This is a genomic window from Variovorax sp. UC74_104 (genome assembly GCF_044055375.1).
Lineage (GTDB): Bacteria > Pseudomonadota > Gammaproteobacteria > Burkholderiales > Burkholderiaceae_C > Variovorax.
Window position 1 is genome coordinate 2,074,073 of the sequence record NZ_CP171978.1, and the last position, 14,079, is coordinate 2,088,151.

The window sequence follows — 14,079 nt, forward strand, 5'->3', positions numbered from 1 at the left end:
CCCATGTCCCTGTCCGAACTCTCCGCCCCGCCAGAACGCGTCGACATCCAGCTCGGCGACCGCAGCTATCCGATCCTGATCGGCGCCGGCCTGCTGGACGACCCGCGGAGCTTCGATGCCGTGCCCACCTCGGCCACGGCCCTCATCGTCAGCAACACCACGGTGGCGCCGCTCTATGCCAAGGCGCTGCAATCCGCCCTGGCAGGCCGTTTCAGGGCGGTCCACCTGCTCGAGCTGCCCGATGGCGAGGCCTACAAGAACCTGCAGACGCTGAACCTGATCTTCGACGAGCTGCTGGGCCGCGGCAGCGACCGCAAGACGGTGCTTTTCGCGCTCGGCGGCGGCGTGGTCGGCGACATGACCGGCTTCGCGGCCGCCAGCTACATGCGCGGCGTGCCCTTCGTGCAGGTGCCGACCACGCTGCTGGCGCAGGTCGACTCCTCTGTGGGCGGCAAGACGGCCATCAACCACCCGCTGGGCAAGAACATGATCGGCGCGTTCTATCAGCCGCAGCTCGTGGTCTGCGACCTGGGTACGCTGCAGACGCTGCCGCCGCGCGAACTCAGCGCCGGCCTGGCCGAAGTCATCAAGTACGGCCCGATCCACGACATGGCCTTTCTCGACTGGATCGAGGCGAACATCGATGCGCTCGTCGCGCGGGAGCCGGCCGCGCTGGCCCATGCCGTCAGGCGCAGCTGCGAGATCAAGGCGCTGGTGGTGGGGCAGGACGAGCGCGAAAACGGCCTGCGCGCCATCCTCAATTTCGGCCATACCTTCGGCCACGCGATCGAATCGGGGCTCGGCTATGGCGAATGGCTGCATGGCGAGGCCGTCGGCTGCGGCATGGTCATGGCGGCACGGCTGTCGCAGCGGCTCGGCGGCGTCGATGCCGCCTTCGTCGAACGGCTCACGCGGCTGATCGACCGGGCCGGCCTGCCGATCGTCGGCCCGGCGCTGGGCGCCGACCGCTACCTGGAGCTGATGCGCGTCGACAAGAAATCGGAGGCCGGCGAGATCCGCTTCGTGGTGATCGACCGGCCCGGCTCCGCGGTGGTCCGCAGCGCGCCCGACGCACTCGTGCGCGAAGTGCTCGCGCAGAGCTGCGCGCAGCAATGAGCCTTGCGGCCTATGCCTGCCTGCCCGCGCGCTCGCGCGGCCGTCGGCATGCCGAACCGCCCGCGCCCACGCGCGATGCCTTCCAGCGCGACCGCGACCGGATCGTGCATTCCACCGCCTTCCGCCGGCTGGTCTACAAGACGCAGGTTTTCCTGAACCACGAAGGCGACCTCTTTCGCACCCGGCTCACGCATTCGCTCGAAGTCGCCCAGCTGGGCCGTTCGATCGCGCGGGCGCTGCGCATCAACGAGGACCTGGTCGAGGCCATCGCCCTGGCGCACGACCTGGGCCACACGCCCTTCGGCCACGCCGGCCAGGACGCACTCGACGACTGCATGGCCGGCCACGGCGGCTTCGAGCACAACCTGCAGAGCCTGCGCGTGGTCGATGCGCTGGAGCATCGCTATCCGCAGTACGACGGCCTGAACCTCAGCTTCGAGACGCGCGAAGGCATCCTCAAGCACTGCTCGCGCGCGAACGCAGAGCGGCTCGAGGCAGCGGAGCCCAACGGCGTGGCGCGGCGCTTTCTCGACCGCACCCAGCCGGGGCTTGAGGCGCAGCTGTGCAACCTGGCCGATGCCATCGCCTACAACGCCCACGACATCGACGACGGCGTGCGCTCGGGGCTCATCACGGTCGAGCAGCTGTCCGATGTCGAGCTGTTCGAACGCCATCGCCGCGAGGCGCTGGCCGAGCATCCGCACCTGCAGGGGCGCCGCGTGCTCTACGAAGCCATCCGGCGCATGCTGAGCGCGCAGGTCTACGACGTGATCGACGCGACGCGCGCGGCGCTGGAGGCTCTCGCGCCGGCCGACGCCGATGCCGTGCGCAAGGCGCCGCCCGTCGTGGCGTTCAGCAGCACCATGCAGGCCCAGTCGGAAGACCTGAAGCGCTTTCTCTTCCGCAACCTCTACCGGCACCCGCAGGTCACGCAGACCACGGACCAGGCGCGGGAAGTGGTGCGAGAGCTGTTCGCGGCCTACCTGGAGCGCGGCGCCGAGATGCCGGCTTCCTACGACGAACGCCAGGACAGGCCCCGTGCCGTCGCCGACTACATCGCCGGCATGACCGACCGCTTCGCCGTGCGCGAGCATGAGCGGCTGACCGGCAGGCGAGGCATCGCATGAGCGGGCAGGCCGGCAAGCCGCGCGTTCCGATTGCCGCGCTGGCCGTCCTGCTGGGCGGCGTCAGCGGCTCCCTGCATCTGGGCAAGCTGCCGCCCGCCGTGCCGGCGCTGCAGGCATCGCTCGGCATCGGGCTGGTGGAGGCGGGTTTCCTGCTCGCGCTGGTCCAGGTCGCCAGCATGACGCTGGGGCTGCTGGTCGGGCTGGCGGCGGACACCATCGGGCTTCGCCGCAGCATGTTGACCGGGCTGATCGTGCTGACGCTTGCCAGTCTTCTCGGCGGCGCAGCCGGTACCGGACTCGGTGGCGACGGCGCGCACGCCGTGCAATGGCTGCTGGTGCTGCGCGCCGTGGAAGGCGTCGGCTTCCTGCTGGCGGTGATGCCCGGGCCCGGGCTGATCCGCGCCCTGACCCCTCCGGGGGCAGACAAGGCGGTGCTGGGCCTGTGGGGTGCCTACATGCCGCTGGGCGTGGCCCTGGCCCTGCTGGTCGGGCCGGCGTTCATCGGCTGGGGCGGCTGGGTGGATTGGTGGTGGGCGCTGTCGGCCGTGTCGGCCGTGGCGGCGCTGGGGCTTTGGCTCGTGGTGCCGGCGGACCGGCTGCGCCCGGCCGTCACGGGTTCGGCTTCCGGCGGTTGGGGGGCACGGCTGCGCGCCACCGTCGGCGCCCGCGCGCCCTGGCTGGTCGCGCTGAGCTTCGCCGTGTACTCGTCGCAATGGATCGCCGTGATCGGCTTCCTGCCGGCCATCTACGCGGGCGCGGGCGTGCCGGCTGCGTGGAACGCGGTGCTCACCGCGCTGGCGGCCGCGATGAACATCGTCGGCAATGTCGCCGGCGGACGCTGGCTGCAGCGTGGCGTGGCTCCGCAGCGCCTGCTGCAGCTCGGCTTTCTCACCATGGCGCTGGCCGGCTTGGCCGCTTTCGCGCAGATGGGGCAGGGCGCCGACGCGCTGGGCCTGCCGCCGGTGCTGCGCTACATCGCCGTCTGCGCCTTCTCGCTGGGAGGCGGCATGGTGCCCGCCACGCTCTTCCTGCTGGGCGTGAGGCTTGCGCCCGGGCCCGCCACCGTTTCGACGACCATCGGACTCATGCAGCAGGCCTCGGCGCTGGGCCAGTTCCTGGCGCCGCCCGCGGTGGCGTGGCTGGCGCATTGCGTCGGCGGCTGGCACTGGACCTGGGCGGCCACGCTGGCCTGTTCGCTGGTCGGCATGGCGATCGCGCGGCGCCTGGGGCGCATTCGCCCCGCTGCGGAGATGGCATGACGGGCCCGGCGACAATCGGGGCCGCCCAGGCCGAGGCCGACACGCGGCGCTGGCTCGAACGCGCGGTGATCGGCCTCAACCTGTGTCCCTTCGCGAAAGCCGTGCACGTGAAGGAGCAGATCCACTACGCCGTGTACGAGCCCGCCGAAGAGCCCGACCTGATGGACGTGCTGCTTGCCCAGGCCGAAGAACTCGTGGCGCTGGAAGCCGCGGTGCGCGACACAACCCTTCTGATTGCACCGAACGCCTTGCCCGATTTCCTGGATTTCAACGACTTCACGGCGCGCGCCGAACGCCGTCTCGCCCGCGCCGGATTCGACGGCGTGCTGCAGCTCGCGAGCTTCCATCCGCGGTTCCAGTTCGCCGGAACCGAAGCCGAGGACATCGGCAACGCGACCAATCGCGCGCCGTACCCCACGCTGCACCTGCTGCGCGAGGACAGCGTGAGCCGCGCGGTCGAGGCCTTTCCGGAGGCGGAGGAGATCTTCGAGCGCAACATCGAGAGGCTCGAGGCGCTGGGTGCCGAAGGCTGGGCACGACTCGAGGTCGGCCCGGGGAGCGCCAAGCCATGAACACCAAGACCGCACCGAAGACGAACAAGGCCGCCAAGGCCGACGCCGAACTGGCCGAGGTGCTGCGCCCCGGCCAGTCGGTCGAGCTGCTCAAGGAACTGCACATCCTGACCCGCGAGGGCCGGCTCAACCAGGATTCGCGGCGCAAGCTCAAGCAGGTCTACCACCTGTTCCAGTTCATCGAGCAACTCCTGCGCGAGCTGCCGGAAGAGGGCGCGGGCGCCACGCTGGCCGACCATGGGGCGGGCAAGTCGTACCTGGGCTTCATCATCTACGACCTGTTCTTCCGGGCGAGGTCGGGCGACGGGCATGTCTACGGCATCGAGACGCGCGGCGAGCTGGTCGAGCGTTCGCGCGAGCTCGCAAAGCGTCTGGGCTTCGAGCGCATGTCGTTCCTGAACCTCACGGTGGCCGAGTCGGCCCGGGCGAGCGAGCTGCCGGAGCAGATCGACGTGGTGACGGCGCTGCATGCCTGCGACACCGCCACCGACGACGCCATCGCCTTCGGCTTGGCCAAGAAGGCGCGCTGCATGGTGCTGGTGCCCTGCTGCCAGGCCGAAGTGGCCGCCTGCCTGCGCGAGACCAAGGCGCTGGCGCTGTCGCGCACGCCGCTGGCCGAGCTGTGGCGCCATCCGCTGCACACGCGCGAGATCGGCAGTCAGCTCACCAACGTGCTGCGCTGCCTGTATCTCGAAGCCAACGGCTACAGCGTCACGGTGACGGAACTGGTCGGCTGGGAGCACAGCATGAAGAACGAGCTGATCCTGGCGCGTTACACCGGCCAGCGAAAGGCGAGCGCGGCGGCTCGGCTGCGCGAGCTGCTGGCGCAGTTCGGGCTCGACAAGCTCGGCGACACGCGCTTCCGGCTCGCCTGAGCGCGGGCGCGCAACCCGCGTCAGCCGGATCGAATTCATCCATGGCCCGTCTTCCGCGCCTCACGCTGGCCGACATGCCGCACCACGTGATCCAGCGCGGCAACAACCGCCAGCCGATCTTCATGGACCGCGCGGACCACGAGAAGCTGCTCGCGCTCTTGTCCGAGAACGCCACGCGCTTCGGCGTCGCGGTGCATGCCTACGTGCTGATGGACAACCACTTCCACCTTCTGGCCACGCCGGACAGCACCACCGGCCTGCCGCAGCTCATGCAGTCGGTGGGGCGCAGCTACGTGCGCTACTTCAACGACCGCCATGGCCGCAGCGGCACGCTGTGGGAGGGGCGCTACAGGTCAACGCTGATCCAGACCGACCGCTACCTGCTGACCTGCATGGCCTACATCGACCTCAACCCGGTGCGGGCGGGCATGGTGGCCGACGCGCGCGACTTTCCGTGGTCCAGCCACGGCCACTACGCCGGCCTGCGGCACGACAAGCTGCTGACGCCGCATCCGCTGTACTGGGAACTCGGCAACACGCCGTTCGCGCGCGAGGCGGCGTATGTCGAACTGGTGCGCGCCGGGGTGCGCACGGCCGATCAGAAGGCTCTGACCGAAGCCACCCTGCGGGGCTGGGCAGCCGGCGACGACGACTTTCTGGAAAGCCTGCAGAAGTCCACGGAGCGCCGCGTGGTCAAGGCAAAGGCCGGACGGCCGCCTTCGAACTCCCAGTCCTGATCCGGAAAACAGCCTCCATGCGCTGCATGGATTGGCTCTTTTGCTCCTTATTTTGATGTGTCCCTGATTTTATTCCTATCGAAAAACTCAACATTTAAATGGAATCCGACCCCTATTAAAGTGTTTGGCATTCTTTGTGCAACGCAATATGCTCCGATTCCCTGCGAAAACTGAAGGAGCGCGCCATGACGACGGCTGCCGAGATCAAGCATCTCCAAGAACACGGTCTTTATTCCGCTGCCGACGAGCACGACGCCTGCGGCGTCGGCTTCGTTGCACACATCAAGGGCGAGAAAAGCCACGCCATCGTGCTGCAGGGCTTGAAGATCCTCGAGAACCTCGACCATCGCGGCGCAGTGGGCGCTGACAAGCTGATGGGCGACGGCGCCGGCATCCTGATCCAGCTGCCCGACCACCTTTACCGCGAGGAAATGGCCAAGCAGGGCGTCACGCTGCCCCCGCCGGGCGAATATGGCGTCGGCATGATCTTCCTGCCGAAGGAGCACGCCTCCCGCGAAGCCTGCGAACAGGAAATGGAGCGCGCGATCAAGGCCGAAGGCCAGGTGCTGCTCGGCTGGCGCGACGTGCCGGTCAACCGCGACATGCCCATGTCGCCCACCGTGCGCGAAAAGGAACCGCTGCTGCGCCAGGTCTTCATCGGCCGCGGCAACGACGTCATCGTGCAGGACGCGCTGGAACGCAAGCTCTACGTGATCCGCAAGACCGCCAGCGCCAACATCCAGCGCCTGAAGCTCAAGCACAGCAAGGAATACTACGTTCCCAGCATGTCGAGCCGCACCGTGGTCTACAAGGGCCTGCTGCTGGCCGACCAGGTCGGTACCTACTACCTCGACCTGCAGGACAAGCGCTGCGTCTCGGCCCTGGGCCTGGTGCACCAGCGCTTCTCGACCAACACCTTCCCCGAGTGGCCGCTGGCCCACCCGTACCGCTACGTCGCCCACAATGGCGAAATCAACACGGTCAAGGGCAACTACAACTGGATGAAGGCCCGCGAAGGCGTCATGTCGTCGCCCGTGCTGGGCGCCGACCTGCAGAAGCTCTACCCGATCAGCTTCGCCGGCCAGTCCGACACCGCCACCTTCGACAACTGCCTCGAGCTGCTGACGATGGCCGGCTACCCCATCAGCCAGGCCGTGATGATGATGATTCCCGAACCCTGGGAACAGCACGCCACCATGGACCCGCGCCGCCGCGCGTTCTATGAGTACCACGCCGCCATGCTCGAACCGTGGGACGGCCCGGCCTCCATCGTGTTCACCGACGGCCGCCAGATCGGCGCCACGCTCGACCGCAACGGCCTGCGCCCCTCGCGCTACTGCGTGACCGACGACGACCTGGTCATCATGGCCTCCGAGTCGGGCGTGCTGCCCGTGCCCGAGCAGAAGATCGTGCGCAAGTGGCGCCTGCAGCCCGGCAAGATGTTCCTGATCGACCTGGAGCAGGGCCGCCTGATCGACGACGAGGAGGTCAAGGCCAACCTCGCGAACAGCAAGCCCTACAAGCAATGGATCGAGAACCTGCGCATCAAGCTCGACAGCGTGAAGGCGGAGGCCGCTGAGGCGGTCAAGGCACCGCTGTCGCAGGTGCCGCTGCTCGACCGCCAGCAGGCCTTCGGCTACACGCAGGAAGACATCAAGTTCCTGATGAGCCCGATGGCGCAAGCTGGTGAAGAAGGCATCGGCTCCATGGGCAACGACAGCCCGCTGGCCGTGCTCTCGAGCAAGAACAAGCCGCTGTACAACTACTTCAAGCAGCTTTTCGCACAGGTCACGAACCCGCCGATCGACCCGATCCGCGAAGCCATCGTGATGTCGCTGGTGTCCTTCATCGGCCCCAAGCCGAACCTGCTGGACATCAACCAGGTCAACCCGCCGATGCGGCTCGAAGTGAGCCAGCCGATCCTCGACTTCGACGACATGGCGAAGCTGCGCGACATCGGCAAGTACACGCAGGGCAAGTTCAAGAGCTACGTGCTCGACATCACCTACCCGCTCGCCTGGGGCGACGAGGGCGTCGAGGCCAAGCTGGCGTCGCTGTGCGCCGAAGCCGTCGATGCCATCAAGGGCGGCAACAACATCCTGATCGTGAGCGACCGCGGCGTGAGCCCCACGCAGGTGGCCATTCCCGCCGTGCTGGCGCTGTCGGCCGTGCACCAGTACCTGGTGCGCGAGGGCCTGCGCACCACGGCCGGCCTGGTGGTCGAGACCGGTTCGGCGCGCGAGGTGCATCACTTCGGCGTGCTGGCGGGCTACGGCGCGGAAGCCGTGCACCCGTACCTCGCCATGGAAACGCTGGTGGCCATGCACGCCGACCTGCCGGGCGAGCTGAGTGCCGACAAGGCGGTCTACAACTACGTCAAGGCCATCGGCAAGGGTCTGTCGAAGATCATGTCGAAGATGGGTGTCAGCACCTACATGAGCTACTGCGGTGCGCAGCTGTTCGAGGCCATCGGCCTGAACAGCGAGACGGTGAACAAGTACTTCACCGGCACCGCCAGCCGCGTGGAAGGCATCGGCGTCTTCGAGATCGCCGAGGAAGCCATCCGCATGCACAAGGCCGCCTTCGGCAACGACCCGGTGCTCGCCAACATGCTCGACGCCGGCGGCGAATACGCCTGGCGCACGCGCGGCGAGGAGCACATGTGGACGCCCGACGCCATCGCCAAGCTGCAGCACAGCACGCGCTCCAACAACTGGAACACGTACAAGGAATACGCGCAGCTCATCAACGACCAGAACCGCCGCCACCTCACGCTGCGCGGCCTGTTCGAGTTCAAGATCGACCCGGCCAAGGCCATTCCGGTGGACGAAGTCGAGCCCGCTGCCGAGATCGTCAAGCGCTTCGCCACCGGCGCGATGTCACTGGGCTCCATCAGCACCGAGGCGCACTCGGTGCTGGCCGTGGCCATGAACCGCATCGGCGGCAAGAGCAACACGGGCGAGGGCGGTGAAGACCCCGCGCGCTACCGCAACGAGCTCAAGGGCATCCCGATCAAGCAGGGCGACACGCTGCGCAGCATCGTCGGCGCCGAGAACGTCGAGGTCGACCTGCCGCTGAAGGACGGCGACTCGCTGCGTTCGCGCATCAAGCAGGTCGCGTCGGGCCGCTTCGGCGTCACGGCCGAGTACCTGCACTCGGCCGACCAGATCCAGATCAAGATGGCCCAGGGCGCCAAGCCCGGCGAGGGCGGCCAGCTGCCGGGCGGCAAGGTCACGCAGTACATCGGCAAGCAGCGCTATGCCGTGCCGGGCGTGGGCCTCATCAGCCCGCCGCCGCACCACGACATCTACTCGATCGAAGACCTGGCGCAGCTCATCCACGACCTGAAGAACACCGCGCCGCACGCCAGCATCAGCGTGAAGCTGGTGAGCGAGATCGGCGTGGGCACGATCGCTGCAGGCGTCGCCAAGTGCAAGAGCGACCACGTCGTGATCGCCGGCCATGACGGCGGCACGGGTGCTTCGCCCTGGTCGTCGATCAAGCATGCGGGCAGCCCGTGGGAAATCGGCCTGGCCGAGACGCAGCAGACGCTGGTGCTCAACCGCCTGCGCAGCCGCATCCGCGTGCAGGCTGACGGCCAGATGAAGACCGGCCGCGACGTCGCCATCGGCGCGCTGCTGGGCGCCGACGAGTTCGGCTTTGCCACGGCGCCGCTGGTGGTCGAGGGCTGCATCATGATGCGCAAGTGCCACCTGAACACCTGCCCGGTGGGCGTGGCCACGCAAGACCCGGTGCTGCGCAAGAAGTTCTCGGGCAAGCCCGAGCACGTCGTCAACTACTTCTTCTTCGTCGCGGAAGAAGTGCGCCAGATCATGGCCCAGCTCGGCATCCGCAAGTTCGACGACCTGATCGGCCGCGCCGACCTGCTCGACATGCGCAAGGGCATCGAGCACTGGAAGGCTGCCGGCCTGGACTTCAGCCGTCTGTTCGCGCTGCCGAACGTGCCGGCCGAGGTGCCGCGCTTCCATGTCGAGAACCAGGACCACGGCCTCGACAAGGCGCTGGACGTCAAGCTCATCGAGAAGTCGCGTCCCGCCATCGACAAGGGCGAGAAGGTGCAGTTCATCGAGGTGGCGCGCAACGTCAACCGTTCGGTGGGCGCGATGCTCTCGGGCGCGCTGACCAAGGTGCATCCGCAGGGCCTGCCCGACGACTCGATCCGCATCCAGCTCGAAGGCACGGGCGGCCAGTCGTTCGGCGCCTTCCTGGCGCGAGGCATCACGCTGTACCTGATCGGCGACGCCAACGACTACACCGGCAAGGGCCTCTCGGGCGGCCGCGTGGTGGTTCGCCCCAGCCTCGACTTCCGCGGCGAAGCGGCGCGCAACACCATCGTCGGCAACACCGCGCTGTACGGCGCGACCACCGGCGAGGCCTACCTGTGCGGCGTGGCCGGCGAACGCTTCGCAGTTCGCCTGTCGGGCGCCACGGCGGTCATCGAAGGCACCGGCGACCACGGTTGCGAATACATGACCGGCGGCACGGTGGCCGTGCTCGGCAAGACCGGCCGCAACTTCGCAGCCGGCATGAGCGGCGGCGTCGCCTTCGTCTACGACGAGGACGGCCAGTTCGCATCGCGCTGCAACCTGTCGATGGTCTCGCTCGAAAAGGTGCTGACCTCGGCCGAGCAGACCGCCAGCGTGCACCGCAAGATCTGGCATGGCGGCGAGACCGACGAGGCCCAGCTGAAGAAGCTGCTCGAGGAACACCACCGCTGGACCGGCAGCAAGCGCGCGCGCGAGCTGCTCGACAACTGGTCCGTGTCGCGCACGAAGTTCGTGAAGGTCTTCCCCAACGAATACAAGCGCGCGCTCGCCGAACTGCACGACCGCAAGGTCGAGCTCACGAGCAGCGGCAACAACGCGCACATCGGCCTGGAGCCGCACGCGCTGGCCGCCCCCGCACCGCAGTCGGCTCCCGCCGCCGCTTGAAGATCAACCAACACAACGAGCCCCCGCATCGCATGCAGCGCGTGAAACTGTCTCGACCCCTTCGGGGAACACCGCGGAACCGGCTTTGCCGGGCCGCCGGTGTTGCCCCTCGAGGGGGGAGGCGGCTACACGCAGTGAGCAAGCGACGGGGGTGTGAAAGGAACCACGATGGGAAAGATCACCGGCTTCATGGAGCATGAGCGCATCGAAGAGGGCTACAAGCCCGTCGACGAACGCGTCAAGCACTACAAGGAATTCGTCGTCGGCCTGAACACCGAACAGGCCAAGGTGCAGGGTGCGCGCTGCATGGACTGCGGCACGCCGTTCTGCAACAGCGGCTGCCCGGTCAACAACATCATTCCGGACTTCAACGACCTCGTGTACCGCAACGACTGGCAGAACGCCTTCGCGGTGCTCGACTCGACCAACAACTTCCCCGAGTTCACCGGCCGCATCTGCCCCGCGCCCTGCGAGGCAGCCTGCGTGCTCAACGTGAACGACGACGCTGTCGGCATCAAGTCGCTGGAGCACGCGATCATCGACCGCGCCTGGGACGAAGGCTGGGTGGCGCCGCGCGTCGCCAAGCACAAGACCGGCAAGAAGGTGGCGGTGGTGGGTTCGGGCCCGGCCGGCATGGCGGCGGCTCAGCAGCTGGCGCGCGCCGGCCACGACGTGACGCTCTTCGAGAAGAACGACCGCATCGGCGGCCTGCTGCGCTACGGCATTCCCGACTTCAAGATGGAGAAGTCGCACATCGACCGCCGCGTCGAGCAGATGAAGGCCGAAGGCGTGGTGTTCCGCACCGGCGTGATCGTCGGCGCCGCGAAGGATCCGCTGGGCAAGGGCTCCAAGGTCACGAACCTGGCCAAGGAAACCGTCACGCCCGAACAGCTGCAGAAAGAGTTCGATGCCGTGCTGCTCACCGGCGGCGCCGAGCAGTCGCGCGACCTGCCGGTGCCCGGCCGCGACCTCGACGGCATTCATTTCGCGATGGAGTTCCTGCCGCAGCAGAACCGCGTCAACGCGGGCGACAAGGTCAAGGGCCAGCTGCGCGCCGACGGCAAGCACGTGATCGTCATCGGCGGTGGCGATACCGGCTCCGACTGCGTGGGCACCAGCAACCGCCATGGCGCGGTCAGCGTCACGCAGTTCGAGCTGATGCCGCAGCCGCCCGAGGAAGAGAACCGCCCGCTGACCTGGCCGTACTGGCCGATCAAGCTGCGCACCAGTTCCAGCCATGAAGAGGGCTGCGAACGCGAGTTCGCGATCTCCACCAAGGAGTTCATCGGCGAAAAGGGCAAGGTCACCGGCCTGAAGACCGTTCGCGTCGAGTGGAAGGACGGCAGGATGCAGGAAGTGCCCGGCAGCGAGCAGGTGCTCAAGGCCGACCTGGTGCTGCTCGCCATGGGTTTCGTGAGCCCGGTGGCCAACGTGCTCGACGCCTTCGGCGTGGAGAAGGACGCACGCGGCAACGCCCGCGCAACGGTCGATTTCATCGGCGGCTATGCAACCAACGTTCCGAAGGTCTTTGCCGCGGGCGACATCCGCCGCGGACAGTCGCTGGTGGTGTGGGCGATTCGCGAAGGCCGCCAGGCTGCGCGATCGGTGGACGAATTCCTGATGGGTTTCAGCGACCTGCCTCGCTGATCCGCGCGGATCGCGTTCGGCGAGAGCGAGTTCCTGACGAGGGTCTGACGGCCGCCGCGCTGAATTTTGTTTCAGTTTCGCGGGGGCGGCCACGGCCCCGTTATCATCCGCGTCAAACCGCATGCCGGGATGCTTGAAAGAGCGCCCCGGCATTTTTATTGAGATGGACCCAGCCGCACCACTGCCACATCCCTTCGTAGAGTTTCGCGACGTCAGATTCGGCTATGGCGCACGCGCCATCCTCGATGGCGTTTCGTTCGCCGTGCCGCGCGGCAAGGTGACGGCGCTGATGGGCGCCTCAGGCGGCGGCAAGACCACGGTGCTGCGCCTGATCGGCGGACAGCAGAAGGCGCAGCGCGGCGAGGTGCTCTTCGACGGCAGCGATGTCGGCAAGATGGAAGCGAGCGCCCTCTACGCGGCGCGGCGGCGCATGGGCATGCTGTTCCAGTTCGGTGCGCTCTTCACCGACATGAGCGTGTTCGACAACGTGGCGTTCCCGCTGCGCGAGCACACGCAGCTCTCCGAGGCGCTGGTGCGCGACGTGGTGCTCATGAAGCTCGACGCCGTCGGCCTGCGCGGCGCGCGCGACCTGATGCCCAGCGAGGTGTCGGGCGGCATGGCGCGGCGCGTGGCGCTGGCGCGTGCCATTGCGCTCGACCCCGACCTCGTGATGTACGACGAGCCCTTCGCCGGCCTCGACCCGATCTCGCTCGGCACGGCCGCGCGCCTGATCCGCCAGCTGAACGACGCGCTCGGGCTCACCAGCATCATCGTGTCGCACGACCTCGAAGAAACCTTCCGCATCGCCGATCACGTGATCATCCTTGCCAACGGCGGCATCGCCGCGCAGGGCACGCCCGCCGAGGTGCGCGAAAGCGCAGATCCGCTGGTTCATCAGTTCGTCAATGCGCTGCCCGACGGGCCGGTGCATTTCCATTACCCGGGCGTCAGCATCGAGGACGACTTCGGCAACGTCGAAGGAGGGCGCTCATGACCTGGTGGAAGCCATCCGACGCCGGCTTTGCCACGCGCCGCCACCTGGCCAACCTGGGCTACGGCGCGAAGCTCTTCATGCGGCTGGTCGGTCCGGGCGCGCGGATCATGCGCCGCTTCGGGCTGGTGCGCGACCAGATCCATTTCCTGGGCAACTACTCGCTGGCGATCATCGGCGTGTCGGGCCTGTTCGTGGGCTTCGTGCTCGGGCTGCAGATGTACTACGCGCTGCAGCGGTATGGGTCTTCCGAAGCGCTCGGCCTGCTGGTCGCGCTGAGCCTGGTGCGCGAACTCGGTCCGGTGGTGGCGGCATTGCTTTTCACCGGCCGCGCCGGCACTTCGCTGACGGCCGAGATCGGCCTCATGAAGGCCGACGAGCAACTGAGCGCCATGGAGATGATGGCCATCGACCCGGTGCAGCGCGTGCTCGCGCCGCGCTTCTGGGCCGGCGTCATCACCATGCCGCTGCTGGCGGCCGTGTTCAGCGCGGTCGGCATCCTGGGCGGCTACGTGGTGGGCGTGATGATGCTGGGCGTGGACCCGGGCGCGTTCTGGGGTCAGATGCAGGGCGGCGTCGACGTGTGGCGCGACGTCGGCAACGGCGTCATCAAGAGCATCGTCTTCGGCTTCACCGTGACCTTCATCGCGCTGCTGCAGGGCTACGAGGCCCAGCCCACGCCCGAGGGCGTGTCGCGCGCGACCACGCGGACCGTGGTGTCGGCGTCGCTGGCGGTGCTGGGGCTGGACTTCCTGCTCACCGCCATGATGTTCAGCATATGACCAGGCACACCCCCAGGCTTG

10 protein-coding genes are annotated in these 14,079 nt (G+C 67.8%); all 10 read left to right on the forward strand.

Translation table 11 applies throughout. The features are described 5' to 3' along the window. The first annotated feature begins 3 nt into the window (after positions 1-3). The 10 genes from aroB to mlaE all read left to right on the forward strand — a co-directional run bounded on the left by aroB (position 4) and on the right by mlaE (position 14,058). Complete coding sequence (gene aroB / locus ACHMXA_RS09635) at positions 4-1,116, forward strand: 3-dehydroquinate synthase (protein WP_176667942.1); 1,113 nt, start codon at positions 4-6, stop codon at positions 1,114-1,116. Beyond that, the gene (locus ACHMXA_RS09640; RefSeq protein WP_395320420.1) at positions 1,113-2,243 is read left to right on the forward strand and encodes a deoxyguanosinetriphosphate triphosphohydrolase; all 1,131 of its coding nucleotides are present in this window, start codon (positions 1,113-1,115) and stop codon (positions 2,241-2,243) included. The genes aroB and ACHMXA_RS09640 overlap by 4 nt, the downstream gene beginning before the upstream one ends. Then, positions 2,240-3,502, forward strand: a complete 1,263-nt coding sequence (locus ACHMXA_RS09645) for a CynX/NimT family MFS transporter (RefSeq protein ID WP_395320422.1) — start codon at positions 2,240-2,242, stop codon at positions 3,500-3,502. The genes ACHMXA_RS09640 and ACHMXA_RS09645 overlap by 4 nt, the downstream gene beginning before the upstream one ends. Further along, complete coding sequence (locus tag ACHMXA_RS09650; protein ID WP_395320424.1) at positions 3,499-4,074, forward strand: DUF1415 domain-containing protein; 576 nt, start codon at positions 3,499-3,501, stop codon at positions 4,072-4,074. The genes ACHMXA_RS09645 and ACHMXA_RS09650 overlap by 4 nt, the downstream gene beginning before the upstream one ends. Beyond that, positions 4,071-4,949 (forward strand): class I SAM-dependent methyltransferase, encoded by an 879-nt coding sequence (locus ACHMXA_RS09655; RefSeq protein WP_395320426.1) that lies wholly within the window; start codon positions 4,071-4,073, stop codon positions 4,947-4,949. Before ACHMXA_RS09650 ends, ACHMXA_RS09655 begins: the two co-directional genes overlap by 4 nt. Before the next feature lie 41 nt (positions 4,950-4,990). Then, a complete protein-coding gene (locus ACHMXA_RS09660; RefSeq protein ID WP_395320428.1) occupies positions 4,991-5,686 on the forward strand; it encodes a transposase in 696 nt (231 codons plus the stop codon). Between the two features lie 185 nt (positions 5,687-5,871). Then, positions 5,872-10,638 (forward strand): glutamate synthase-related protein, encoded by a 4,767-nt coding sequence (locus tag ACHMXA_RS09665; protein WP_395320430.1) that lies wholly within the window; start codon positions 5,872-5,874, stop codon positions 10,636-10,638. A 168-nt stretch (positions 10,639-10,806) separates the two neighbouring features. Beyond that, positions 10,807-12,285 carry a glutamate synthase subunit beta gene (locus tag ACHMXA_RS09670; protein ID WP_176667949.1) on the forward strand — a complete coding sequence of 493 codons (1,479 nt, stop codon included), beginning with the start codon at positions 10,807-10,809 and terminating at the stop codon, positions 12,283-12,285. 163 nt (positions 12,286-12,448) lie between these two features. Beyond that, the gene (locus ACHMXA_RS09675) at positions 12,449-13,279 is read left to right on the forward strand and encodes an ABC transporter ATP-binding protein (protein ID WP_395320433.1); all 831 of its coding nucleotides are present in this window, start codon (positions 12,449-12,451) and stop codon (positions 13,277-13,279) included. Beyond that, on the forward strand, positions 13,276-14,058 hold the full coding sequence (mlaE, locus tag ACHMXA_RS09680) for a lipid asymmetry maintenance ABC transporter permease subunit MlaE (protein ID WP_093196380.1): 783 nt from the start codon (positions 13,276-13,278) through the stop codon (positions 14,056-14,058). The genes ACHMXA_RS09675 and mlaE overlap by 4 nt, the downstream gene beginning before the upstream one ends. The last annotated feature ends 21 nt before the right edge of the window (positions 14,059-14,079 follow it).

Bases quoted from the DNA above. Each gene is read 5' to 3' on its own strand.
- aroB (WP_176667942.1), top strand. From the start codon at position 4: ATGTCCCTGTCCGAACTCTCCGCCCCGCCAGAACGCGTCGACATCCAG.
- ACHMXA_RS09640 (WP_395320420.1), top strand. From the start codon at position 1,113: ATGAGCCTTGCGGCCTATGCCTGCCTGCCCGCGCGCTCGCGCGGCCGT.
- ACHMXA_RS09645 (WP_395320422.1), top strand. From the start codon at position 2,240: ATGAGCGGGCAGGCCGGCAAGCCGCGCGTTCCGATTGCCGCGCTGGCC.
- ACHMXA_RS09650 (WP_395320424.1), top strand. From the start codon at position 3,499: ATGACGGGCCCGGCGACAATCGGGGCCGCCCAGGCCGAGGCCGACACG.
- ACHMXA_RS09655 (WP_395320426.1), top strand. From the start codon at position 4,071: ATGAACACCAAGACCGCACCGAAGACGAACAAGGCCGCCAAGGCCGAC.
- ACHMXA_RS09660 (WP_395320428.1), top strand. From the start codon at position 4,991: ATGGCCCGTCTTCCGCGCCTCACGCTGGCCGACATGCCGCACCACGTG.
- ACHMXA_RS09665 (WP_395320430.1), top strand. From the start codon at position 5,872: ATGACGACGGCTGCCGAGATCAAGCATCTCCAAGAACACGGTCTTTAT.
- ACHMXA_RS09670 (WP_176667949.1), top strand. From the start codon at position 10,807: ATGGGAAAGATCACCGGCTTCATGGAGCATGAGCGCATCGAAGAGGGC.
- ACHMXA_RS09675 (WP_395320433.1), top strand. From the start codon at position 12,449: ATGGACCCAGCCGCACCACTGCCACATCCCTTCGTAGAGTTTCGCGAC.
- mlaE (WP_093196380.1), top strand. From the start codon at position 13,276: ATGACCTGGTGGAAGCCATCCGACGCCGGCTTTGCCACGCGCCGCCAC.